Raw genomic sequence first — 20,695 nt, 5'->3', positions numbered from 1 at the left:
TTACCGCTGCGGGGCCGCTCCGCCGCGTCCCGCCGGGCGGATCAGGAGGCGGTGAGGATGGCGGGCCAGTACTCCGCGATCACGCCGTCCTCCACCCGCACGAAGTCGTGACCGGCGAACGACATGGTCTCGTCGCCGAGGTGACAGGTCATCACCCACCGAGCGGCGACGTATCCGTCGCCGGTCAACGGCCCGGCCTGCACGTCGAACTCGACGCTGTCGAACTGGTCCACGGTCTCGGCGATCGCGCGGGCGAACCCCCGCGGGCCGACGACATCCCCCTCTGGCCAGTGCCCGACGGCGCCGGCCGCGACGATCGGCTCCAGCGCCGCGTGCCGGTCGCTCCAGGCGGCCAGCCAGCGCCGGTACAGCTCGGTGGGTTCGTAGGGCATGCCGTCATCGGACCACTCCGCGGGCGGCGGCGCAAGTCGACGGGGCGGTCGGTCGCCTCAGCTGTAGACGACCGGCGCCAGGATGCCGACGCCGCGGAGGTTGCGGTAGCGCTCGGCGTAGTCGAGGCCGTAGCCGACGACGAACTGGTTGGGGATGTCGAAGCCGACGTACTTCACGTCGATCTCGACGCGGGCCGCCTCCGGCTTGCGGAGCAGCGTGAAGATCTCGATCGACTCCGGGCCGCGGCTGCGCAGGTTCGCGAGCAGCCACGAGAGCGTGAGCCCGGAGTCGATGATGTCCTCGACGATCAGCACGGTCTTGCCGCTGAGGTCGGTGTCCAGGTCTTTCAGGATGCGCACGACGCCGCTCGACGCGGTGCCGCTGCCGTAGGAGCTGACCGCCATCCAGTCCATCGTGACCGGGATGCGCAACTCACGGGACAGGTCCGCCATCACCATGACCGCGCCTTTCAGCACGCCGACGAGCAAGACGTCCTTGCCCGCGTAGTCGGCCTCCACCGTGCGGCTCAGCTCGGCGATGCGGGAGCGGATCTGCTCCTCGGTGATCAGAATCTCGGTCAGGTCGTCGTGAACGTCCGTGAGTTCCATGGGGGAGGCGCTGTCCTTAGCTGTCGGGGTGAAACGTGAGCAGGCCGTTCTGCCTGACAACTCTAACGCCTGGCAGGCTGAGCGGTCCCTGGCCGTGCCAGCCCGTGATGAGCTCCGCGACGGCGAGCGTGTGCGCCCTGGTCAGCGACACCCCGAACTCGGCCGAGACCACCAGCCGGATGATCCGCTGGCGCAGCGCGGCGGGGTCGGCGGCGAGGCCGCGCACGTCGAGCGCGACGGCGCCGTCGTCGGTCTGGCTGACCAGCTCCTGCGCCCACTCCAGGGCGAGGCCGTCGAGGGCGTCGTCGTCCTCGCGGAGCTGCTCGGCGGTGCGCGCGAGCGCCTCGGCCACGCCGGGCCCGAGCTCGTCCTCCAGCGCCGGCAGCAGCCGGGTGCGGACGCGGACGCGCGCGTACGCCGGGTCGTCGTTGTGCGGGTCGTCCCAGGGGGTCAGGCCGCTGTCGGCGCAGAAGGCGCGCGTCGTCCGGCGACGCAGGCCGAGGAACGGCCGCAGCAGCGTTCCGGTGTCCGGGCGCATCCCCTGGAGGCTGGACGGGCCGGAGCCCCGGGCCAACCCGAGCAGCACGGTCTCCGCCTGGTCGTCGAGGGTGTGGGCGAGCAGGATGCGGGCTGCGCCGGTGGCCGCGCGGGCGCGGTCGAACGCGGCATGCCGGGCGGCGCGGGCCTCGCCCTCTGGGCCGGAGGCTCCGGCGACGGTCACGCGCTCCACGAGCACCGGGTCGAGGCCGAGGTCGCGGGCCTGCGCGGCGGCGGCCTCGGCGACCTCCGCGGAGCCGGGCTGGAGGCCGTGGTCGACCACGATCGCGCCGGCCCGGTAGCCGCGGCGCGGCGCCTCGAACGCGGTCGCGGCGGCGAGCGCGAGGGAGTCCGCTCCCCCGCTCAGGCCGATGAGCACGAGCGCCCCGGGGACGAGCGGGGCGGGACGGGGCGGCCCGTGGCCGTCGTCCGGGTCGAGGGCGGGCAGGTCGGCCGCGGCGGCCAGGGCCTGGCGCACCGCGCGGCGCGCGTCGGCGATCGGCGGCGTCAGGCGCGGCCGGCGCCCTGCGTCGGCGCCGGCGTCGGCGTCGGCGTCGGCGTCGGACGCTCCACGCGGCTCTTCACCCGAGGACCCGTTGAGGCGCATCCAGTAACGTTAGTGCAGATTTCCAACACCGAAGGAGCACCGGCATGGCCGAATACGACGTCGTCATCGAGATCCCGAAGGGGAGCCGCAACAAGTACGAGGTGGACCACGAGACCGGCCGCGTCTACCTGGATCGCGTGCTGTTCACCAGCTTCGTGTACCCGACCGACTACGGCTTCTTCGAGAACACCCTCGGCCTCGACGGCGACCCGGTCGACGCGCTGGTGCTGCTCGAGTACCCGGTGTTCCCGGGCGTCGGCGTCAAGGTGCGCCCGGTCGGCGTGCTGAACATGTCCGACGAGGCCGGCAGCGACGCCAAGGTGATCGCCGTGCCGTACAAGGACCCGCGCTGGCTGCACATCCAGGACGTCAACGACATCCCGGAGCAGACCCGCAAGGAGATCGAGCACTTCTTCGCCCGCTACAAGGACCTCGAGCCGGGCAAGTTCGTCAACATCGAGGGCTGGGGCGACGCCGCGGAGGCCGAGGCCATCGTCGAGGCCGGCTTCGCGAAGCTCGCCGCCGAGGGCCACTGACCCCTTCCCCACCGACAGCAACCGCCGAGTACGCAGAAAGTCTGCGTACTCGGCGGTTTTCTGTTGATTTATCGCGTACTCGACGGTGTGCGGCGGGTCAGGCGGAGGGGCGGGCGACTTGGCCCCAGGGGGAGCCCCAGACCGACTGGATCTTGACGACCTCGCCCTCGGTCGGAGCGGCGATCATCATGCCCCCGCCGAGGTAGATGCCCACGTGGTAGAAGTTGCCGGGAGAGTCGCCCCAGAAGATGAGGTCGCCGCGCTGACGCTGGCTGTACGGCACGATCTGACCGCGATTGGCCGCCGTGAAGAACTGGTCGTTGACCGAGTGCGAGCCGATGTACCGGCCCGCGTAGGCGTACGACTTCATCGTCAGGCCGGAGCAGTCGTAGCCGGTCGGCCCTTCGCCGCCGAAGATGTACGGCTTGCCGAGCTGGGCCATCGCATACGAGATGGCCGTGTCGACGACGTTCCCGTTCGGCGGGGCGACCGGGCCGCCGCCGCCACCGCCGCCGGACGACCCAGCAGACGACCCGCCGGATGATCCGCCGCTCTGCTGCTGCTGGGCCTGCTGCTGCTGCTGGGCCGCCTGCTGCTGCTGTTGCTGCTGCTGCGCGCGGATCGCCGCCTGCCGCTGCGCCTCCGCCGCCGCTGCGGCAGCCGCCGCGGCCGCCGCCTGCTCCTGCCGGATCTTCTCCCCCTGCAGGTACGCCGCCTCCACCTGCGTCGAGGTGTTCTTGAGCGTCGCGAGCTGCGCGATCAGCTCGGTGGACTTGTTCTGCTGCTCGACCAGCGCCGCCTGGGCGGCGGACTGCGCGTTCTGCGCGGCGGTCAGCGCCTGGTCGGCGGCGACCGAGAGCTTCTCGCGTTCGACCTTCGCCGTCTTGGCCTGTGCGTTGAGCGACTCCGCGGTGTTCTTGTCTTTGGTCGCCTGGTCGTAGACGGCCTTCGACTGCTCGGTGAGCTTGCTCATGGTGCCGAGCTGGAACAGCAGCTTGTCGGCGTTGGAGCCGGTGCCGCCGCCCTTCAGCAGCAGCTCCGTGCTGACGTCGGTGCCGCCGCCCGCCTTCGCGAGATGGGAGGCGAGGAGGCCGGCGCGCATCTGCGAGGTCTTCGCCTTCGCGGCCGCGTCCGCCGACTGCTTCTCGAGGTCGGCCTGCTTCGCCGTCGCCTTCGCGAGGGCGTCCTTGGCCTGGAAGTAGGCCTCCGCCGCCTTCTCGGAGGCGACGCGGGCGGCGTCGACGCTGGTCTGGAGGCCGCTGATCAGCGTGGTGATGTTGGCGATCATCGCCTGCTGGTTGGCGACGTTGGCTTTCGCCTGCTGCACGTCGTTCCAGGACGGGTAGTCGACGGCCTGCGCCGGTGCGACGATGCCGATGGAGGCCGTGACCGCCCCCATCACGCCTGCGCCGATGGCGAGGCCGGTGCGGGTGCGGGAGTTCTTCGAAGTGTCGCTAGCCAAGGGGTGCCTGCCTTGCTCTCATGAAGGGGATTCCGTCGATCTTCTGGCCGTTCACCAGTACTTCGTAGTGCAGGTGGCAGCCGGTCGACGCTCCGGTGCTGCCGACGTGGGCGATCGGCTGGCCGGCACCGACACGCTGGCCGATGCCGACGAGGAGGCCGCCGTTGCGGATGTGCGCGTAGCCGGTCTGGATGCCGCCGCCGTTGTCGAGGAGGACGTAGTTTCCGTGGGTTCCGTCGGGCCCCGCGTAGATGACGGTGCCGCCGTACGCCGCGTAGATGGGCGCGTTGCAGGACGCTCCGATGTCGATGCCCATGTGGTAGGTGCTGCCGATGCCGCCGGGCGACGGGCGCGAACCGAAGCCGTCGGTGATCGGACCGGCGGCGGGGACGGCCCAGCCCTGCGGTCCGACGTACCCGCCGGGGAGGCCGCCCGATCCGCGGGCCGCGGCCGCCGCTGCCGCCGCGGCGACGCCCGCCTCGTAGCCGGAGACGGTCTGGGCCGTGGTGTCGTGGAGCGCGGCGAGCTGCGCCTGCATGACGACGATCTGCTTCTGCTGCACGGCGAGCCGGTCCTGCGCGGCCTTCGCGGCGGCGACCGCGGCCTGGAGGGCGGCGGTCGCGGCGACCCGCAGCTTTTCGCGCTCGGCCTTGGCGACCTCCGCCTGCGCCGAGAGCGCCTTGGCGGTGTTCTGCGCGACCTTCGCGTCGGTGTAGACCTTGTCGGACTGCTCCGTGAGCTTGGACATGCTCCCGAGGTGGTTAAGCAGTTTCTCGGGGCTCGTTCCGCTGGTGCTGCTGCCGCTCAGGAAGATGTTCGCGGTGAGGTTGCGTCCGCCCGTACGGTACAGCTGCGCGGCGAGCTTGCCGGCCTGCGCACCCGCGGCATCGGCCTTCTGCTGGCTGGCGGCTGCCTGGGACTCCAGGTCCCTGGCCCTCATGTCCGCCTCGTCGAATGCCGCGACGGCCGCCTGCAGCTCCTCGCCGCGCTTGACGGCGGCGGCCTGAGTGTCGGAGACCTCCTGGTCGAGCTGCGCGATGAGGGCGTTGATGCGCGTCACCTGCGCTGCCGCGGCAGCCTCGTTGGCCTTGGCGTTCTGGACGTCCTGCCAGCTCGGATACTGGTCGGCGTAGGCGGGCGCGGCGATGGAGCCGACGACTCCCGTGAGCGCGATGACGCCGGCGGCGAGGACACGGAGCACCGCCCGGCGCGTCCTGCGCCGGTGCGTGTCGTCTCTCGTCGCGTATCTCATCGTCACCTTCAACCCGTCGGATGGAACATCGGCTGTCACACGAATCACACGGGTCTCGTCATCACCAGGAGCAACATTAGCAACATCACCATACGCCGCCCGGGTCGGGGGGAGGGCGGCCGGTGCTCGATCGGGGACCGCGTGCGACTCGCACGGACGACAGGGGCCGTCGCTCGCCATCTTCGCTGGCTACCGGGTTCTCACCGGGCATTTCACCGGGGCGTGGCGCGAACCGAGGAGGATCGACCCGCCCGGGCTGCAGCCCCGATTCGCTTTCTGTCAGGGACTTCCGTATGCTTATGCGTCGGTGGTCATCGAAAAGCGAAAGCGGTTCGAGACGATCCGGCCCCATCGTTTAGTGGCCTAGGACGCCGCCCTTTCACGGCGGTAGCACGGGTTCGAATCCCGTTGGGGTCACGATGGCATCCTCTACAATTCAATAGCAACAACACTGTTAGGCCCTGTAGCGCAGTTGGTTAGCGTGCCGCCCTGTCACGGCGGAGGTCGCGGGTTCAAGTCCCGTCAGGGTCGCCACGGCGACAAGCCCTTCCGGATGGAAGGGCTTCCGTCTAGGTAGGCGTGAACAATGCCTCCCGGCTCTGTAGCTCAGTTGGTAGAGCGTTCGACTGAAAATCGAAAGGTCACCGGATCGATGCCGGTCGGAGCCACCAGATAAAACCCCCGGTCCGATGCGGATTCCGGGGGTTTTTCGCTTGTTGGACGAGGCCGTCAAAACAGCGTTTGACTACATTTTGACTACAACTGATTTGGCAGCCTGGGCATCGAGTGCGTTCGCAACGTCGTCAAGGTCATCGTCGAAGAGGTCCGCGTAGACGTCGAGGGTCATCGCGGCGGAGGCGTGGCCGAGCATCCGTTGGACGGACTTGACGTTCGCGCCGGCGGAGACGGCGAGTGACGCGGCCGTGTGTCTTAGGTCGTGGGGAGTCAGGCGCGGAAAGGTGTCATCCGCTTCCATGCACCGGGCGACTGCTGCGTTGAAGACCCGGTTGCGGAAGTTGCCGGCCCTAAGCACACCGCCGTCGGGGCCGACGAACACCGTCTCCTCGGGGTCGCGACCCGCGCACCGAGCTCTGAGCGGAGCCGTCAGCAGATCTGGGAAGGGAACCGAGCGCCGTTCGTGATTCTTGGGCGTTCCCCACACGATCACTCCGCGCGGTTCGGAGACCGCTCGGGCTATGTCGAGCCGTCGGCGCGTGAAATCGACCCGATTGATCCGGAGGCCGGCCATCTCGCCCCAGCGGAGACCCGTGTATGCGAGGAAGAGGACGACGTCACCATGGTCACCGCATTCGGCCGCCAGGGCCCGCACTTGCGCGTGCGTCAGGTAGCCGTGCTCGCGCGAAGACAGCCTCGGCAGTTGAATCCCGTCGGACGGGTTGAGGGTGATGCGCCCGTCACGGATCGCATACTTCAGCACGCCCGCCAGGACCAGATGTATCTGCCGCACCATCGAGGGGCCGAGGATGGTCGAGAGCTCCCCGACCCACGCCTGAACGTCGCTGTGTCGCACGTCCACCAGTCGGGTGTTGCCCCAGCGAGGGAGCACGTACTTGTCGAGGTGGAACCGGTAGCCCGAGCGAGTGGTCGGTTTCACCTGCACCTGGGCGCGAAACCACTCTTCGGCCACGTGCGAGACCGGCGTTCTCGCCTTCGTCGGGTCGACCCACTCGCCCTTGGCTTGCGAGACGTTGACCGACGACAGGAAGAGCTCCGCTGCGCGCTTCGTCGTGAAGCCGCGCTTCATCGTGTTGCGACGGTCGGGCGTCCGGTATTGAACTCGATATCGCTTGCCTGCTGCAGTCTCGTAGGACTCAATCGATCCCATGTCCGACACCCCCTGAGTCGATGAGGCGATTGTCCGCAGGACCACTGACGTGAAGGCCTGGATTGTCCCGCAGCGTGCTGAGGTTGAGGAAGGGCACGCATGCCGTCTCCGCGGTCCGAGCAGCCAACCGCCCGAGTGGCGTGAATGGGTCGGCGGCGATCGCCCATCCATCGAGAACGTACCTGCTGACCGTCTCTACGCACTCGCGTTTCTCTTCCGGACTCGGGCTGAGGGAGCCTACGACTCCGATCAGCCCTCCTTGCAGTTCCGGACCCATGGTTCTGGTATCGATCATGAATACCCGCATCTCAATCACTCCCCTGACTCTCGTTCTTTTTTGCCTTGCGGCGGAGAGATCGAGAGCGACTGGGAGGGGCGCAGTGCCGGGACCGTGGAATACCGGAACGGAGCGCAGCGGAGCGGAGCGGAGCGAGGATATGCCGCGAAAGCCCGGCACGGAGCACCGGGAACGAGCTACGATCGGCCGGCGGAAAGACAAACAAACGGGCGAGGACAGCGCCGCCGTCGGCGGCTCCGATGAGTGTTAAGCCCGTGCGCAGCCCGCCTTTTCAGCCGATCTCCGACGCACTCACACAACGTATCTGGCGTGAGGTCGGCTGACGGGCGCGCAGAACGGCCGGAGCCCTGGCGTCGCCCACCGACGACCGCGGCGACGACCGGCTACCCTACTCGGCGTGACCTTCATTCCGGATTCTCCGACTGGACATCAGAACGAACCCCACGGCGCCGGGCTCGCCCACAAGCTCAATTGGCTCCGCGCGGGCGTCCTCGGCGCGAACGACGGAATCGTCTCCGTCGCCGCGATCGTCGTCGGCGTCGCCGGCGCGACCAGTCTCGTCGCGCCCGTCCTCACCGCCGGCGTGGCGGGCCTGGTCGGCGGAGCGATCTCGATGGCTCTCGGCGAATACGTCTCCGTCTCCAGTCAGCGAGACAGCCAGCGGGCGCTCATCGCGAAAGAGCGCCACGAACTGGCCACTCAGCCGGAAGCAGAGCTCGAGGAGCTCACCGGCATTTATCAGGCAAAGGGCATGTCGCACGAGACCGCCCGGCGCGTGGCCGAAGAACTGACCGCACATGATGCGGTGGCGGCGCACCTCGAGGCGGAACTCGGCATCTCCGAGGCGGACGTGGTCAGCCCCTGGCAGGCCGCGTGGGCATCGGCCGCCGCGTTCTTCGTCGGAGCGCTCCTGCCGCTGGTGGCGATTCTGTTGCCGCCGGCTTCCATCCGCGTGCCCGTGACGTTCGCGGTCGTCCTCGTAGCGCTCGCGGCCACCGGCGCGACGAGTGCGTGGATCGGTGGCACGCACTGGCTCCGGCCCACCGTGCGCGTCGTAGTCGGTGGAGCGATCGCCCTGGCGGCCACCTTCCTGATCGGCACGCTGCTGGGCTCCGCCGGAGCAGTCTGAACGGGCCGCATCGTTTCGCGGCCACACAGACTCAGGACGACAAGGGCTCAAAAGGGGACCGCAAGCCCGGCGACACCCACCAGGCAGCCATCGACGCACTCGCCCCGCGAGGTTGCCGCCTTCCTTGGTGGATCCTTGGTGCCGATCCACCACGCTCTTTGGATTCGCGCCGTCGGCGGCAAGACCGCCGCGCCACCCCAACGCGCGTAAAGAAGGGTTTGCTCCATGGGAAGGTACGCCGCCACCACGCGTGACGTCGAACGCCTCGGCATCTACCGGCCGGCGCGTCGGCCGGTAGTCGCGTTCGTTGTTGCCGTCATCACCGGCATCGCGCTGCTCGTGGCCGGGCTCCTGCTCAAGAACCACCCGATCGATCTGGGCGTCGTCGTCGGGTTGAACCAGGTGCATACCGGCGCCTGGGCCTTCTTCGCCGACCTGGTCTATGTCGGCGTCGGCCCCGCGGCCGCCGTGGTACTGACCATCGTGTTGGCCGGGATTATCTGGCTGGTCACGCGTTCGTTTCTCACTGCGATCTCCTTCGGGGCGATCGTGGCGGTGACCTGGCTGCCGGTCGCTGTGATCAAGGTGATCGTCGACCGGCCGCGGCCAGAGGCATCTGCACTCTCACACCTCTACGTCCCAGCCCAGGTCGACGGATCTTTCCCCAGCGGCCATACCGCTTTCATCGTCGCTCTGGCGTTCGCCGCATGGTTCCTTCTCCGGGACACCCGCTGGCGTGCGCTGGTTGTTGCGGCCGGGACCGTTGCAACTGTGATCGTCGGCCTGGCCGTGGTCAGCGACGGCCTGCACTACCCGACCGATGTGCTCGCATCGATCGTGTGGGCGTTGGCGATGGCGCCGGCGGCACGACTCATCGTGGTCGATCTCGGCGTCGGCTGGCTGCTGCGTCGGCGCGCGATTAGACCGGCGTCCCGAGCCGATAGCCCCGACCACGCACGGTTGTGATCAGGTCGCGGTCGGTCTTCCGCCGCAGGTAATGCACGTACGTCTCCACGGAAGCGATGCTCTCTCCGCGCTCGAAAACGACTGAAAGCAAGTGCTCTCGTGAGAAGACGCGTTCCGGTTCGCGGGCCAGGATCGCCAACAGGGCAGCTTCGGTCTCGGTCAGCATCACCCGCCCGGTGTACGGCGAGTGCATGCTGTGGTCCTCCGGGTAGAACGTCCAGCTGCCGATCTCGATGCCGTCACCGCGACCGGTGTAGTCGCGCGTCAAGGCCCGAAGCCGCGCCCGGAGCTCGTCGAACTCGAACGGCTTCACCAGGTAGTCGTTGGCGCCCGCGTCCAATCCCTCCACTCGATCGTGAACTTCGCCGAGCGCCGTCAAAAGCAGGATGGGTGTGCTGACGCGTCGGCGGCGGAGTTCCCGGGTGAGCTCCTCACCGCTCATCGCCGGCAGACGACGGTCGACGATCATCACGTCGTAGTAAGCGGCGACCGCCTCATCCAGTCCCGCCTCGGCGGTCGCACACAGCCGGACTTCCCAATCTGCAGAGAGGACTGACTCCATGATCGGGCCCAATCGAGGGTCGTCCTCCACGATCAACAGACGTCCGCTCACGCTTCAGCTCCGCGCGCCAGCGGCAGCAGGAGCTCGAACGTCGACCCTTGGGGGCCGGTCGTGCTGACATCCACCCTTCCGTTGTATCGCTCGACAAGCTCGCGCACGAGCGCCAGCCCGATTCCGTGCCGGGTACGCGCCTCGCCCCGTGGCGTGGGCGCGGACGCGCCGTGAGCGAAGCGGTCGAACACCCGGTCCGGCGGGATCCCCACGATCCCTGTCCCGGAATCCGTTACGGCGAGCACCACCGTCTCGCTCGTCCGCTGCACGCTGAGGGTGATTGTTCCGCCCTCGGGAGAGTGGTCGATCGCATTGTCCAACAGCGCAACCAAGCAGCGCCGCAGAACCGGCTCCGGTAGCGCAACCTCAGCCTCCATCGGTTCGGCGACGACCGTGACCCCGAACTGCGCTGCCAGCAACCCCATGTCAGCTACGGCTGATCTGATCGTGGTCGCAAGCTGCGCGGTGCCGCCGCCGACGGACCGACCGGTCGCCGTGGCCAGCATGTCATCGACGATGCCCGACATGATGCGCGCATCCAGTCGCAAGGCCTGCACGACCTCGTGCCGCGGATCCTCGACAGCTGTCATCGCGTCGAGCTGTTGGGCGCGAGCACTGAGCACGGCGATCGGTGTCCGCAACTCGTGGCTGGCATCCGCGACGAACCTCCGCTGAATCCGATACGCCTCATCCAGCGGGCGCACGGCACGACGGGCGATGATCCACGCGGCCAGGCCGGCGCCGACGACAGCGCCCGCTCCCACGACAACGCCGGCGAAGGTGAGCGCAAGCGGGTCGAGGAAGATGCGGACCTTGTCCGGCGCATTCGCCTCGGCCAGCTTGGCCGGAGTCGTCTGCCAGAACACATACGCGACCGCCAGCGCTCCACCTGCGAGCACCAGCACACCGCAGACCGCGGCGACCTGCCATCCGATCGCCGCGATAGAACGCCGATACGCGTTGGCGTCCGGTTCGCCGGTCCCGATTCGCCGGCTGCTCACGGTTGGCCAGGTCCGTTGTCAGTGGGGACCAGGCCGGCAGCGGCACGACCGCGCATGGCCTCGTAGACCAGGTCCGCGTATCCGGTGAGCGCATCCTCGCAGCGTTTGAGCCTTCCGGCAGACTGCTCAGCCTGCGGAAGAGCAAGGATGTCGCGCTTCTTCAGTTCACGGAACCAGCGACGCAGCCTGTCCAGGCTCTGCTCCTCCTCCTCCAGTTCTCCGAAGGTCAACTTCTGCTTCGCGATCTCCCGGGCGATCTCGTCTTCGAACTTGCCGCAATCGGCCTGGAACTCGTTCCACTCATCGACGCGGGCCGCGAGGAATGCGTCCCGGATCAGGTTGCGAGCTGCCTCCGTGCGCGGTGCCGCGTCGATCACTGCGAAGACTCCGTTGCCCGCCAAGGTGAGCTTCTCGGCTCGTTCCAGCGATGCCGCGAACGCGGGAGCGTCGGGCAGCGCCCATGCGCCCTGAGAGACGGGCACGGCGCCGCCCTTCCGCAGTTCGCGCCAGACGGCGACGCGATGCCGTGACGGTTCCGACGGCAACTGCACGAAGACGAGCACCCAATTCACATCTGGTGTCACGCTCGCGATTGTAACCGTCGTCACGGTTGTAACGAATGTTACAGTGGATCGGTGGCGTCTATTACACCTTCTCGCGATGCGGTGCTCCCTCTGTACCTGGCTGGATTCACGACCGCGTTCGGCGCTCACGGCGTCGCGACTGCTCTCGCGCTCGAGGCCGGCGATCTCGGACTCTCGCTGCTGAGCTTCGGGGCGGTGCTCGCCCTGTACGACGTCGCCGAGGTCATCCTGAAGCCGATCTTCGGCGCGCTCAGTGATCGGATCGGGGTGAAACCTGTCGTACTTGGCGGCCTGATCGCCTTCGCTCTCGCCTCGAGCATCGCTATCGTGAGCCCGACCCCGCTCGTCGCCGCCGTCGCCCGTTTCGGTCAGGGCGCCGCGGCCGCCGCGTTTTCGCCGGCGTCCTCCAGCGGGGTGGCGCGACTGGCCGGCACGGAACGCCTGGGGCGCTACTTCGGCCGATACGGGGCGTGGAAGAGCGTCGGCTACGCAGCCGGGCCGCTCCTCGGGGCCGCGCTGATCGGCCTCGGAGGGTTGGGCGTCCTCTACCTGACGCTGGCACTGCTGGCCGCCGCGACCGCGATCTGGGTGGCAGTCGCCGTACCGTCGCTGCCCGTCCTCGCTCGCCCGCGCTACACGCTCGCAGACCTCGTCCGACAGGCGGGAGATCGCAGCTTCCTCATCCCAACCCTTGCACTCGCGTGCGCGACCGCATTGTTGGGCGTCGCAGTGGGCTACCTTCCCCTGTTGCTCCATCGCGCGGGGCTCGCCCCCGCTGCCAGCGCCGCCGCCGTGGCGGCGATCGCGATCCTCTCGGCGGTCGCCCAGCCCATAGCGGGTCGGCTCAGAGACAGTGGAAGGATCAGCGTTCGCGTGGGTGTCTCAGCAGCGCTCGGCGCCGGCGCCGGCGCCGCCCTCCTGATGATGTCCCCGCAGCCGATCGCGCTCTACACCGCGGCCCTCCTCGTCGGCGTCGCCGTCGGCGTGGCGACGCCGCTGGCGTACTCCCACCTCGCCGCGAGCACACCCTCAGAGCGGATCGGCCGAACGATGGGAAACGCGGAACTCGGGCGCGAGGTCGGCGACGCCGGGGGGCCGCTCCTCGTGGGGGCGATCGGAACGCTCGCCGGGCTCCCGCTCGCCTTCGGCGCTCTCGCACTGGTCCTGGCGTCCGCCGCGGCGACCTCGGCCCGATCGCTGAAGATGACAACGCCCAACCATTCCTTGGCCGACTCTTAGAATTCGCGTCATAGGTTGGCGGGACCGCGGCGCGCCGGTCACCCCCCAGATCCGGCCACCGCGATCTGTACGGTCCGGTGGCCGCCTGTCCCCCGCGGCGGCCACCGGACTTCCAACCGAACCAGCCGTTGCCAGCTCAGCCCGCTCGGCGCACCATGCATCCGAGAGGAACAGCGGGAGGTGTCGTGAAGGAACGTGTTCTCGACCTCGTCTTCCTCCTCGGCGTCGTATTCAAAGGCATCGACGGACTGATCGAGCTGGTCGCCGGCACCCTGCTCCTCTTCGCCACCCCGTCCGACCTGCGCAGAGCCGTCAACTCGGCCACAGCGGAGGAACTGTCCGAGGACCCTCACGACCTGATCGCCAATCTCCTGATCCACGGCGTCGCTCACCTGCACCCGGGCAGTGTCGCCTTCGTCGCCGCATATCTCCTCCTCCACGGGGTGGTGAAGGTCGCGATCGTCATCGCCCTCCTCATCGGCTCGCGGCGCGTCTACCCGTGGGCGATGGCAGCGTTGGGAGCCTTCCTGATCTTTCAGCTCTACGAGCTGGTCACCAAACCCTCGCTCGGGGTCGCTGTACTCACCGTCTTCGACGCGGTCATCATCTGGTTGACCTGGCGGGAATGGCGGCGCAACCGCGAACTCCGCAACACCTGGCGGGGCACCGTCGACTGGATCTTCCGTCGTCCCGCGTCGAGCTGACGAGCCCGTGTTCGTTTAGAAACGCTGCGTCGCACTCAGTCGGGCTTTCAGGGCTTCAGCGGAAGGCCAGGGCGCGATCCTCTTCTAGCCCAGGGAGGAGTGGGTCACGCGGACGAGCAGGCTGCACCGCGGGGTGCGGAACGAACGAGTACCACCACAGTCTCATCCTGTTCAGGGCTCGGTTCCCCTAGATCTAAGCGAGCTCCTGTGGCACTGACGGCAATATCCTCTGGATACCCGTGCCTTCGTCGGCCCCGGCGACGGCCGACACCAGTCAGTCCCATCCTCAAAAATGGAGCCATGAACGGTTGTGCGCGCCTTCTGGTCGTGCCACGGTTGTCGCAAATATGGCGGGTTCCGTGAGAGGCAGTGCATCACCATGGCCGACCCCTTCAAATCCCTCCAGCTTCAATGCCGAGGCCGGGTCATAACCCCTTCAGACGGCGGATATGAGAAGGTCCGCCAGGTATGGAACGGGTCCATTCAGCGCCGCCCTGCCGCCATCCTCCAGTGCGCCGGCGTGGCGGACGTCGTCGCCGGCGTGCGCTTCGCAGAGGAACGCGGGTACACCCTCGCGGTTCGAGCCGGCGGCCACAACATTGCCGGCCTGGGCACCTGCGAAGGCGGTCTGGTCCTGGATCTGCGTGCCCTTCAAGGTATCTGGGTCGACCCGGGCTCCCGCCGCGCGCGTGTGCAGGCCGGCATCAGCTGGGGGATGTTCGACCATGAGGCTCAGGTCTTCGGGCTGGCAACGGTCGGCGGGATCATGTCCACCACGGGGGTCGCGGGCTTCACCCTCGGCGGCGGGGTCGGCTGGCTCACCCGGCGGTTCGGCGCCGCGTGCGACAGCCTCCGCGCAGTCGATCTCGTCACCACCGAGGGGCGCCTCATCAGCGTGGATGCCGAGACTGAGCCGGACCTGTTTTGGGCGTTGCGCGGCGGCGGTGGCAACTTCGGCGTCGCGACGTCGTTCGATTTCAAGCTGCACGATGTCGGCCCCGAGGTCGTCGCCGGTTCTGTGATCTATCCGATCCACCAGGCCCGGGATGTGTTGGCTGGCTGGAGCGATGCAGTGCGGAGCCTTCCGGAGGAGGCGATGTCGGTCGCTGTCCTCCGCACAGCCCCGCCCGACGCGCCCTTCCCCGTCGAACTCTGGGGCATGCCCGTCCTGTCGGTGAGCATGATGTGGTCCGGCTCGCCCGATGGTGCCGAAAGGGCGCTCGGCTCCCTCCGCGCCCTGGGCCGTCCCGCCGTCGACGCGGTCGGCCCTAAGTCCTACACCGCCGTCCAGGGCTCCCAGGACCGCTACTGGACCCCAGGAGCGCAGAACTACTGGAAGGCCGACTACCTCTCTGGCATTGATGACGCGGCCATCGACACGCTCGTCGAGGCCGCGGCGGCCTTCAGTTCCCCGGCCTCCGACATCAAGCTCGCCGCCCTCGGCGGGGCCCTCGCCCGGATCCCCGAGGACGCTACCGCCTACGGGCACCGCAACGCCGCCTTCCTGCTGAACATCAACACCCGTTGGGACGACCCCGAGCCGATCACAGACCACATCGGCTGGACACGCACGCTTTGGGCCGACCTGCACCGCCTTGCCCTCGGCGTGTACGTCAACTTCCTCGGCGATGAAGGCGATAACCGGGTCCTGCAAGCGTACGGTCAACAGAAATACGAGCGGCTCGCCGAGCTCAAGGCACGATGGGACCCCGATAACCTCTTCCACGTCAACCAGAACATCCAGCCCAGAAATGCTCGAGGCTCGCACGCAGAGATGCCAAGCTCCACGAACTCTGATGGTGTCAGCGCCTAAGACCTCGAACAGCGCCTCGCCTATCGGCTGCAATCCGATTGACTTCCAATTTCGCGAGAAAGGGGTTGCTTGCTCGGCGAAGGACGGATTCGAACGAACCCGCGACCGCCGTCGCAGCGCCTGCCCCGGTCATCGCCCGGAAATCGAGGAGCCTTCGATACCTTGCGACGGTTGAATGATTCGGCAAATAGCGCCGTCGTCCGGGGTGCACCATGCTTCATCAGCGCGTGCCCGCATCGAGTCCAGCGTGGAGCGGAGCTCGGTCAGCTCTTCGATTGTCTTATCGATCTGGTCGAGGTGTTCGCCCAGAACCGCGATCACGTGGTCGCACGGTTGCTCGCCTCCCCGTTGCAGTTCCAGGATGTCGCCGATTTCCGACAGGCTCAGTCCCAGCCCCCTGGCCCGCCGGATGAACCGGAGCACCTCGATGTCTTCGGTCCCGAAGAGCCGGTAGCCCGCCTCGGTACGCCCGGCCGGCGGTAGAAGTCCCTTGGACTCGTAGACGCGGATCGCCTTGCGGGTCGTTCCCGCTTCGACTGCGGCACCGGTTACCGTCCATTGCCCGTCGACGGTCGTCGAGCTCATCGCTTGTCAACCTTCCTGCAGATGCTCACCCACTCAGTATTGACCTGGCCCTCGGGGCCGGGGCCGACCCTGGAAGCACATCACCAGAAAGGGAGGGCAATTCATGGCGGTTCTCGAAGACGGGCGTCGGGTCGGGCTGGTGACGCCGCGCGGAGAGTACCGTGCGCGAAGACACCGTCCGGGAAATTCGACGCCACAGGGGGCCACATGGCGCTCGTGAACACCGCCCTCGGAAGTCTCCTCGCAGCATTTTTCATGTTCTGGGGCACCCTTTGGGCAATCGTGTTCGGCTTCAGCCTTTCCGGGGCGGTACAGGCCTTCGTCAGCCGAAGTCAGATGACGCGGGTTCTTGGCGACCACCGGCCTCGGACCATCGTCCGAGCGGGCGTGTTCGGCGTGATCTCCTCCAGCTGTTCCTACGCCGCGGCAGCGCTGGCGAAGTCGCTGTTCCAAAAGGGCGCAGACTTCGCCACGGCGATGGTATTCATGCTGGCGGCGACGAACCTGGTCGTCGAGCTGGGTCTGGTGATGTGGACGTTGATCGGCTGGCAGTTCGCTCTCGCCGAGTTCGTGGGTGGGACCCTCATGATCGTCCTGTTCTCGCTCGCCGCTCGCCACGTCTTTCGCTCCGGCGAGCTCCAGGAGGCCCGCGATCGCCTCAGCGAACAGGCCGCCCGGGATCGTTTCGACACGGAGCCCGCGCACGACACGGAGCGCGAGTCGATCTGGTCACGGATGCGTTCCGCGTCCGGCTGGGCGGACGCAGCAGGCTACGCGCTCTCCGATCTGAAGATGCTGCGCCGGGAGTTCCTGATCGGATACCTCGTCGCCGGAGTAATCGCAGTCGCGGTCCCGCCCTCAGCGTGGCAGGTGATCTTCTTCTCAGGCCACGGCTTCTGGACCGACGTGGAAAACGTCGTCCTCGGACCCTTCATCGCGTTCGTCAGCTTCGTCTGCTCGGTGGGCAACGTGCCCCTCGCTGCCGCCCTCTACGACAGCGGCTTCAGCTTCGGCGGAACGGTCGCGTTCGTCTTCGCCGACCTCATCGCGCTGCCCCTGGTGCTGATCTACATCAAGTTCTACGGGCGTCGGATCGCGTGGAAACTGTTTGGCGTGTTCTGGGTCGTCATGAGCGTGTCGGGCCTGCTCACCGACCTGCTCTTCCGCTTGATCGGCATCCCGGCCGCGCACCGCACCCACGAAATTGTCCCGATGCGCCTCGAGTGGAACTACACGACATGGTTGAACCTCGCCGCGCTCCTCCTGGCAGCGGCCGGGTACTGGCTTTACCGCAACCGCGACCGGTTCGGAACACAGAATCGGTTCGCCACCGACCCGGTCTGCGGAATGCAGGTCGAGGTGGCGCACGCGCCGGCTACCCACTCCCTTCACGGCCGCAGATTCTTCTTCTGCTCCGACCGCTGCGAGGAGCGCTTCGCCCGCAACCCGAAAGCATACATACCCCCGGAGGAACAGCATGCCGACCGATGACACCGATCTCGACCTCCTCGTGCTCGGAGCGGGTATGGCTGGCACGAACGCCGCCCTCAAGAGTGCGCGCGCCGGCTGGCGCACCGCGATTGCTGATCCCCTGCCGTACGGCGGCACCTGCGCGCTGCGCGGATGCGACCCGAAGAAGATCCTCCGACGCGGTGCGGAAATCATCGCGGCCGCCGAAATGATGCGCGGAAAGGGGATCGCTACGGGCACGCTGGCCATCGACTGGGCGGCGCTCATGCGTCACAAGGAAGGGTTCACCGACCCGGTCCCCGGCCAGCTGGAACGCGAGTTGAAGCGCAACGGTGTCGAAACGCTCCACGGCGTCGCACGATTCATCGGGCCCCACACCGTCGACATTGACGGGCGGGTCACCACAGCGCGGCGCATTCTCATCGCGACCGGGGCCCGGCCACGGAAACTGAGTTTTACCGGAAGCGAGCACGTCATCGACAGCACGGCATTCCTTCAACTGGAACGACTCCCACGACGGATTCTCTTCATCGGCGGAGGCCTCGTGACCTTCGAGTTCGCCCACATCGCCGCACGCGCCAACAGCCAGACGATCATCATCGAGCACGGTCCCTGCCCGCTGAAACGGTTTGACCCCGACCTCGTAGACATCCTCCTGAAGGCCGGGAGCGTAGTCGGCATCGATGTGCGCACCAGCACAGATGTCCTCTCACTCGAACCGCACAAGAGCGGGATCCGGGCGGTGATCGAGCACGCCGGCGTCGCCGAGAGCGTGGAAGTGGACCTGGTGGTCCACGGCGCCGGACGCGAAGCCGACCTCGAACAGCTGGACCTGACTGCTGCCGGAATTGCGTCCTCGCCCCGCGGAGTCACCGTGCACGCGCACTTGCAGAGCACGACCAACCCCGACGTCTTCGCCGCGGGCGACGCTGCCGACACGGCCGGGATGCCGCTGACCCCGGTGGCAGTGGCCGAAGGCAAAGTCGCTATCTCCAACATGCTCAAATCGACCACCGCCAGCCCCGACTACGCCGGCATCCCGGCAGCCGTCTTCACCATCCCCGAACTCGTCCGGGTGGGAATGCAGGAAGAACAAGCTCGGGAGCGCGGTGTCGACCTCGACATCCGCTACACCGACACCTCCGGCTGGTACTCCAACTACCGCATTGGTGCGACGCACGGGGCGGCGAAAGTCCTTGTCGACCGAGCCACCGACCAGATTGTCGGAGCCCACCTGCTCGGGCACGGGTACGCCGAACTCATCAACACCTTCGGAATCGCGATCAAGCTCAACATTCCCGCCCGCCAGCTGCGGTCCACGATCGCCGCCTACCCCACCGTCGGATCGGATCTCGGCTCACTCTTATAGCCGCGCGATCGACAAGAGCAGGCCGCCTGCGGATCCTCGCACCGTCACTTTCCACCTCCCGCCCGTCACGTGACCAACCCTCGGAGCCTCCCACATGACTTACGAATTCGATCACCTCCCCGCGCGCTCACGTCCTATTGCGGAACAGCTGAAGAACCGGTCGGGTCGGCTCTTGAACATCCATGCAAGGATGGCCCGGTCCCCCGCCGTGGTCGCCGCCTACGCTGCGATGACGACCGCGATCCGAGAGCACGGCACATTCGACGCGCGCACGCGCGAGGCCATCGCCTTGGCAGTGGGGAATCAGAACGGCTGCGACTACTGCCAAGCAGCGCACACCGCATCGGCACGCGGTGCCGGATTCAGCGACGAACAGATCCTCCAGATCCGCACCGGAGAGATCAGCTTCGATCCACGACTGTCCGCGCTGACAGAGGTTGCGCGAAACGCCGCTGCTGAAACGGGCCATGTCTCTGCGGCTATCCGCGCGCACGCCCGCGATGTGGGCTGGAGCGAATCCGAACTGGAGGAACTTTTCGCACACATCGCAGCCAACCTCTACACCAACTACTTCAACCACTACGCCGGCACAGAACTCGACTTTCCGCTCGCCCCGCCGCTCACCTGACCTCCGGGCTACCGGCCCCTGGACGTCAGGACGTCCGGGAGCTCTGCCAGACTCCGCAGGGTCAGTGTCGGGGCGCTGAAGTATCCGGGATAACGCTCGTTGGCACGATTGATCCACACGGTCCGTAGACCCGCGGCGTTCGCGCCATGGATGTCCCACGGGTGCACGGCGACCAGGGTCAACTGCCTCGCCTCGACCTGGCACGCCCGGGCTGCGTACTCGTAGGCGACACGCGCCGGCTTCCACGCACCAGCATCCTCGACGCTGAGCAGCGCTTCGAAATCCTCGAGAATCCCAGCACCGGCGAAAAGCCCCTCTGCCACCGCGGTCGACCCGTTGCTGAGCGTGACAAGCCTGCAGCCATGCCGACGCAACACCTTAACCGCCGCCACGACATCACGGTGCGGTTCCAACTCGCGAAAGCCCTCAAGCACATGCGCGACCGCGGCATGTTATGTCTCAGGACATCGGTGACGATTCTGCCTCAGGACATCGGTAACACTTCGGCACTGTTTGGTGGTGACACTTCTCCTCGATCTTTGAGGAATGAGCCGCGTTGAACCCGTCGATCCCCGTGTCCGTCTCGCGATCACCCAGTGGCCGCCGGATGCTCCGCGCGGGTCGGTGACCACGTTCTGCGCCGAGCACGGCATCTCCCGAAAGACGTTCTACTCGATCCGCAAACGCGCCATCGAAGACGGCCCCGCCGCCGCGCTCGAACCCCGATCCAGGCGCCCTCGAGCCAGCCCCGGGAAGATCACCGACGAGACCAAACGGCAGGCCATCCAAGTGAGGGCGGCGCTGGAACAGTCCGGCTTGGACCACGGTCCGATCAGCGTCCACGACCGGATGCGGCTCCTGCGGATCACCCCGGTTCCCGCGGTGTCGTCCCTGGCGCGGATCTTCCGCGACGCCGGCGTCGCCCGCCTCGAACCGCGGAAACGACCCCGCGCCTCCTACCGCCGGTTCGTCTATCCAGCACCGAACGCCTGCTGGCAGATCGACGCCACCGAATACGTCCTCACCGAGGGACGCAAGTGCGTCATCTTCCAGCT

General features: G+C 67.5%; 21 protein-coding genes and 3 tRNA genes. 13 read left to right on the top strand and 11 right to left on the bottom strand.

The features are described from left to right. Positions 1-41: 41 nt before the first annotated feature. From AC1ROW_RS20200 to tilS, 3 genes are read right to left on the bottom strand one after another with little or no spacing between them, the layout of a single operon-like run. Complete coding sequence (locus tag AC1ROW_RS20200; RefSeq protein WP_493021217.1) at positions 42-392, bottom strand: nuclear transport factor 2 family protein; 351 nt, start codon at positions 390-392, stop codon at positions 42-44. 57 nt (positions 393-449) lie between these two features. After that, positions 450-1,001 carry a hypoxanthine phosphoribosyltransferase gene (gene hpt / locus AC1ROW_RS20195; protein WP_493021215.1) on the bottom strand — a complete coding sequence of 184 codons (552 nt, stop codon included), beginning with the start codon at positions 999-1,001 and terminating at the stop codon, positions 450-452. A gap of 16 nt (positions 1,002-1,017) precedes the next feature. Next, positions 1,018-2,016 (bottom strand): tRNA lysidine(34) synthetase TilS, encoded by a 999-nt coding sequence (tilS, locus tag AC1ROW_RS20190; protein ID WP_493021278.1) that lies wholly within the window; start codon positions 2,014-2,016, stop codon positions 1,018-1,020. Between the two features lie 173 nt (positions 2,017-2,189). Here tilS and AC1ROW_RS20185 point away from each other — a divergent pair, with 173 nt between their 5' ends. Continuing rightward, a complete protein-coding gene (locus tag AC1ROW_RS20185; RefSeq protein ID WP_493021214.1) occupies positions 2,190-2,681 on the top strand; it encodes an inorganic diphosphatase in 492 nt (163 codons plus the stop codon). A gap of 97 nt (positions 2,682-2,778) precedes the next feature. Here AC1ROW_RS20185 and AC1ROW_RS20180 read toward each other — a convergent pair whose 3' ends face one another. Next, a complete protein-coding gene (locus AC1ROW_RS20180) occupies positions 2,779-4,143 on the bottom strand; it encodes a C40 family peptidase (protein ID WP_493021212.1) in 1,365 nt (454 codons plus the stop codon). Further along, complete coding sequence (locus AC1ROW_RS20175) at positions 4,136-5,395, bottom strand: peptidoglycan DD-metalloendopeptidase family protein (RefSeq protein ID WP_493021210.1); 1,260 nt, start codon at positions 5,393-5,395, stop codon at positions 4,136-4,138. The genes AC1ROW_RS20180 and AC1ROW_RS20175 overlap by 8 nt, the downstream gene beginning before the upstream one ends. 344 nt (positions 5,396-5,739) lie before the next feature. On the opposite strand from AC1ROW_RS20175, the gene AC1ROW_RS20170 reads away from it, so the two are divergent. The 3 genes from AC1ROW_RS20170 to AC1ROW_RS20160 all read left to right on the top strand — a co-directional run bounded on the left by AC1ROW_RS20170 (position 5,740) and on the right by AC1ROW_RS20160 (position 6,066). Continuing rightward, positions 5,740-5,812, top strand: a tRNA-Glu gene (locus AC1ROW_RS20170). Between the two features lie 40 nt (positions 5,813-5,852). Beyond that, a tRNA-Asp gene (locus AC1ROW_RS20165) sits at positions 5,853-5,929 on the top strand. Positions 5,930-5,990: 61 nt separating this feature from the next. Continuing rightward, positions 5,991-6,066 (top strand) — tRNA-Phe (locus AC1ROW_RS20160). 74 nt (positions 6,067-6,140) lie between these two features. Here the strand turns inward: AC1ROW_RS20160 and AC1ROW_RS20155 are convergent. Then, positions 6,141-7,241, bottom strand: a complete 1,101-nt coding sequence (locus tag AC1ROW_RS20155) for a tyrosine-type recombinase/integrase (RefSeq protein WP_493021276.1) — start codon at positions 7,239-7,241, stop codon at positions 6,141-6,143. A 695-nt stretch (positions 7,242-7,936) separates the two neighbouring features. On the opposite strand from AC1ROW_RS20155, the gene AC1ROW_RS20150 reads away from it, so the two are divergent. Both AC1ROW_RS20150 and AC1ROW_RS20145 read left to right on the top strand, forming a co-directional pair. After that, positions 7,937-8,668 carry a VIT1/CCC1 transporter family protein gene (locus AC1ROW_RS20150; protein ID WP_493021208.1) on the top strand — a complete coding sequence of 244 codons (732 nt, stop codon included), beginning with the start codon at positions 7,937-7,939 and terminating at the stop codon, positions 8,666-8,668. A gap of 225 nt (positions 8,669-8,893) precedes the next feature. After that, on the top strand, positions 8,894-9,634 hold the full coding sequence (locus AC1ROW_RS20145; protein ID WP_493021206.1) for a phosphatase PAP2 family protein: 741 nt from the start codon (positions 8,894-8,896) through the stop codon (positions 9,632-9,634). Here AC1ROW_RS20145 and AC1ROW_RS20140 read toward each other — a convergent pair. The 3 genes from AC1ROW_RS20140 to AC1ROW_RS20130 form a co-directional block, all read right to left on the bottom strand. Continuing rightward, positions 9,588-10,247 carry a response regulator transcription factor gene (locus AC1ROW_RS20140; RefSeq protein ID WP_493021204.1) on the bottom strand — a complete coding sequence of 220 codons (660 nt, stop codon included), beginning with the start codon at positions 10,245-10,247 and terminating at the stop codon, positions 9,588-9,590. The genes AC1ROW_RS20145 and AC1ROW_RS20140 overlap by 47 nt on opposite strands. Next, positions 10,244-11,152, bottom strand: coding sequence for a sensor histidine kinase (locus tag AC1ROW_RS20135; RefSeq protein WP_493021202.1), 909 nt, complete (start codon positions 11,150-11,152; stop codon positions 10,244-10,246). Before AC1ROW_RS20135 ends, AC1ROW_RS20140 begins: the two co-directional genes overlap by 4 nt. A gap of 92 nt (positions 11,153-11,244) precedes the next feature. Next, entirely contained in the window at positions 11,245-11,832 is a 588-nt protein-coding gene (locus AC1ROW_RS20130; protein ID WP_493021200.1) for a Chromate resistance protein ChrB, read from the bottom strand. Positions 11,833-11,913: 81 nt separating this feature from the next. On the opposite strand from AC1ROW_RS20130, the gene AC1ROW_RS20125 reads away from it, so the two are divergent. The 3 genes from AC1ROW_RS20125 to AC1ROW_RS20115 all read left to right on the top strand — a co-directional run bounded on the left by AC1ROW_RS20125 (position 11,914) and on the right by AC1ROW_RS20115 (position 15,588). Beyond that, on the top strand, positions 11,914-13,071 hold the full coding sequence (locus tag AC1ROW_RS20125) for an MFS transporter (protein WP_493021198.1): 1,158 nt from the start codon (positions 11,914-11,916) through the stop codon (positions 13,069-13,071). Positions 13,072-13,256: 185 nt separating this feature from the next. Further along, the gene (locus tag AC1ROW_RS20120) at positions 13,257-13,775 is read left to right on the top strand and encodes a DUF2127 domain-containing protein (protein ID WP_493021196.1); all 519 of its coding nucleotides are present in this window, start codon (positions 13,257-13,259) and stop codon (positions 13,773-13,775) included. 379 nt (positions 13,776-14,154) lie between these two features. Then, positions 14,155-15,588, top strand: coding sequence for an FAD-binding oxidoreductase (locus tag AC1ROW_RS20115; protein WP_493021194.1), 1,434 nt, complete (start codon positions 14,155-14,157; stop codon positions 15,586-15,588). A gap of 129 nt (positions 15,589-15,717) precedes the next feature. Here AC1ROW_RS20115 and AC1ROW_RS20110 read toward each other — a convergent pair whose 3' ends face one another. Further along, positions 15,718-16,173: a heavy metal-responsive transcriptional regulator gene (locus AC1ROW_RS20110; RefSeq protein WP_493021192.1), complete on the bottom strand. Its 456-nt coding sequence runs from the start codon at positions 16,171-16,173 to the stop codon at positions 15,718-15,720. A gap of 207 nt (positions 16,174-16,380) precedes the next feature. On the opposite strand from AC1ROW_RS20110, the gene AC1ROW_RS20105 reads away from it, so the two are divergent. The 3 genes from AC1ROW_RS20105 to AC1ROW_RS20095 all read left to right on the top strand — a co-directional run bounded on the left by AC1ROW_RS20105 (position 16,381) and on the right by AC1ROW_RS20095 (position 19,640). Then, positions 16,381-17,664, top strand: coding sequence for a permease (locus AC1ROW_RS20105; RefSeq protein ID WP_493021190.1), 1,284 nt, complete (start codon positions 16,381-16,383; stop codon positions 17,662-17,664). After that, positions 17,651-19,012: a dihydrolipoyl dehydrogenase family protein gene (locus AC1ROW_RS20100; RefSeq protein WP_493021188.1), complete on the top strand. Its 1,362-nt coding sequence runs from the start codon at positions 17,651-17,653 to the stop codon at positions 19,010-19,012. Before AC1ROW_RS20105 ends, AC1ROW_RS20100 begins: the two co-directional genes overlap by 14 nt. Positions 19,013-19,106: 94 nt before the next feature. Next, a complete protein-coding gene (locus AC1ROW_RS20095) occupies positions 19,107-19,640 on the top strand; it encodes a carboxymuconolactone decarboxylase family protein (RefSeq protein ID WP_493021186.1) in 534 nt (177 codons plus the stop codon). An 8-nt stretch (positions 19,641-19,648) separates the two neighbouring features. On the opposite strand, the gene AC1ROW_RS20090 is transcribed toward AC1ROW_RS20095, so the two are convergent. Then, positions 19,649-20,074: an HAD family hydrolase gene (locus AC1ROW_RS20090; protein ID WP_493021184.1), complete on the bottom strand. Its 426-nt coding sequence runs from the start codon at positions 20,072-20,074 to the stop codon at positions 19,649-19,651. Between the two features lie 112 nt (positions 20,075-20,186). On the opposite strand from AC1ROW_RS20090, the gene AC1ROW_RS20085 reads away from it, so the two are divergent. Further along, positions 20,187-20,695 (top strand): helix-turn-helix domain-containing protein (locus tag AC1ROW_RS20085; protein WP_493021182.1); only part of this gene is annotated, 509 nt, incomplete at its 3' end.

Source organism: Leifsonia sp. GW821-FHT13C09 (genome assembly GCF_058806435.1).
Note: the sequence above shows the minus strand (reverse complement) of the source record. Positions and strands in the feature narration are given on the sequence as shown.

What these genes read in the sequence shown, in the direction of transcription:
- AC1ROW_RS20145 (WP_493021206.1), top strand. Translation starts at nt 8,894, where the DNA reads ATGGGAAGGTACGCCGCCACCACGCGTGACGTCGAACGCCTCGGCATC.
- AC1ROW_RS20155 (WP_493021276.1), bottom strand. Translation starts at nt 7,241, where the DNA reads ATGGGATCGATTGAGTCCTACGAGACTGCAGCAGGCAAGCGATATCGA.
- AC1ROW_RS20105 (WP_493021190.1), top strand. Translation starts at nt 16,381, where the DNA reads ATGGCGCTCGTGAACACCGCCCTCGGAAGTCTCCTCGCAGCATTTTTC.
- AC1ROW_RS20100 (WP_493021188.1), top strand. Translation starts at nt 17,651, where the DNA reads ATGCCGACCGATGACACCGATCTCGACCTCCTCGTGCTCGGAGCGGGT.
- AC1ROW_RS20095 (WP_493021186.1), top strand. Translation starts at nt 19,107, where the DNA reads ATGACTTACGAATTCGATCACCTCCCCGCGCGCTCACGTCCTATTGCG.
- AC1ROW_RS20200 (WP_493021217.1), bottom strand. Translation starts at nt 392, where the DNA reads ATGCCCTACGAACCCACCGAGCTGTACCGGCGCTGGCTGGCCGCCTGG.
- AC1ROW_RS20185 (WP_493021214.1), top strand. Translation starts at nt 2,190, where the DNA reads ATGGCCGAATACGACGTCGTCATCGAGATCCCGAAGGGGAGCCGCAAC.
- AC1ROW_RS20110 (WP_493021192.1), bottom strand. Translation starts at nt 16,173, where the DNA reads ATGAGCTCGACGACCGTCGACGGGCAATGGACGGTAACCGGTGCCGCA.
- AC1ROW_RS20115 (WP_493021194.1), top strand. Translation starts at nt 14,155, where the DNA reads ATGGCCGACCCCTTCAAATCCCTCCAGCTTCAATGCCGAGGCCGGGTC.
- hpt (WP_493021215.1), bottom strand. Translation starts at nt 1,001, where the DNA reads ATGGAACTCACGGACGTTCACGACGACCTGACCGAGATTCTGATCACC.
- AC1ROW_RS20175 (WP_493021210.1), bottom strand. Translation starts at nt 5,395, where the DNA reads ATGAGATACGCGACGAGAGACGACACGCACCGGCGCAGGACGCGCCGG.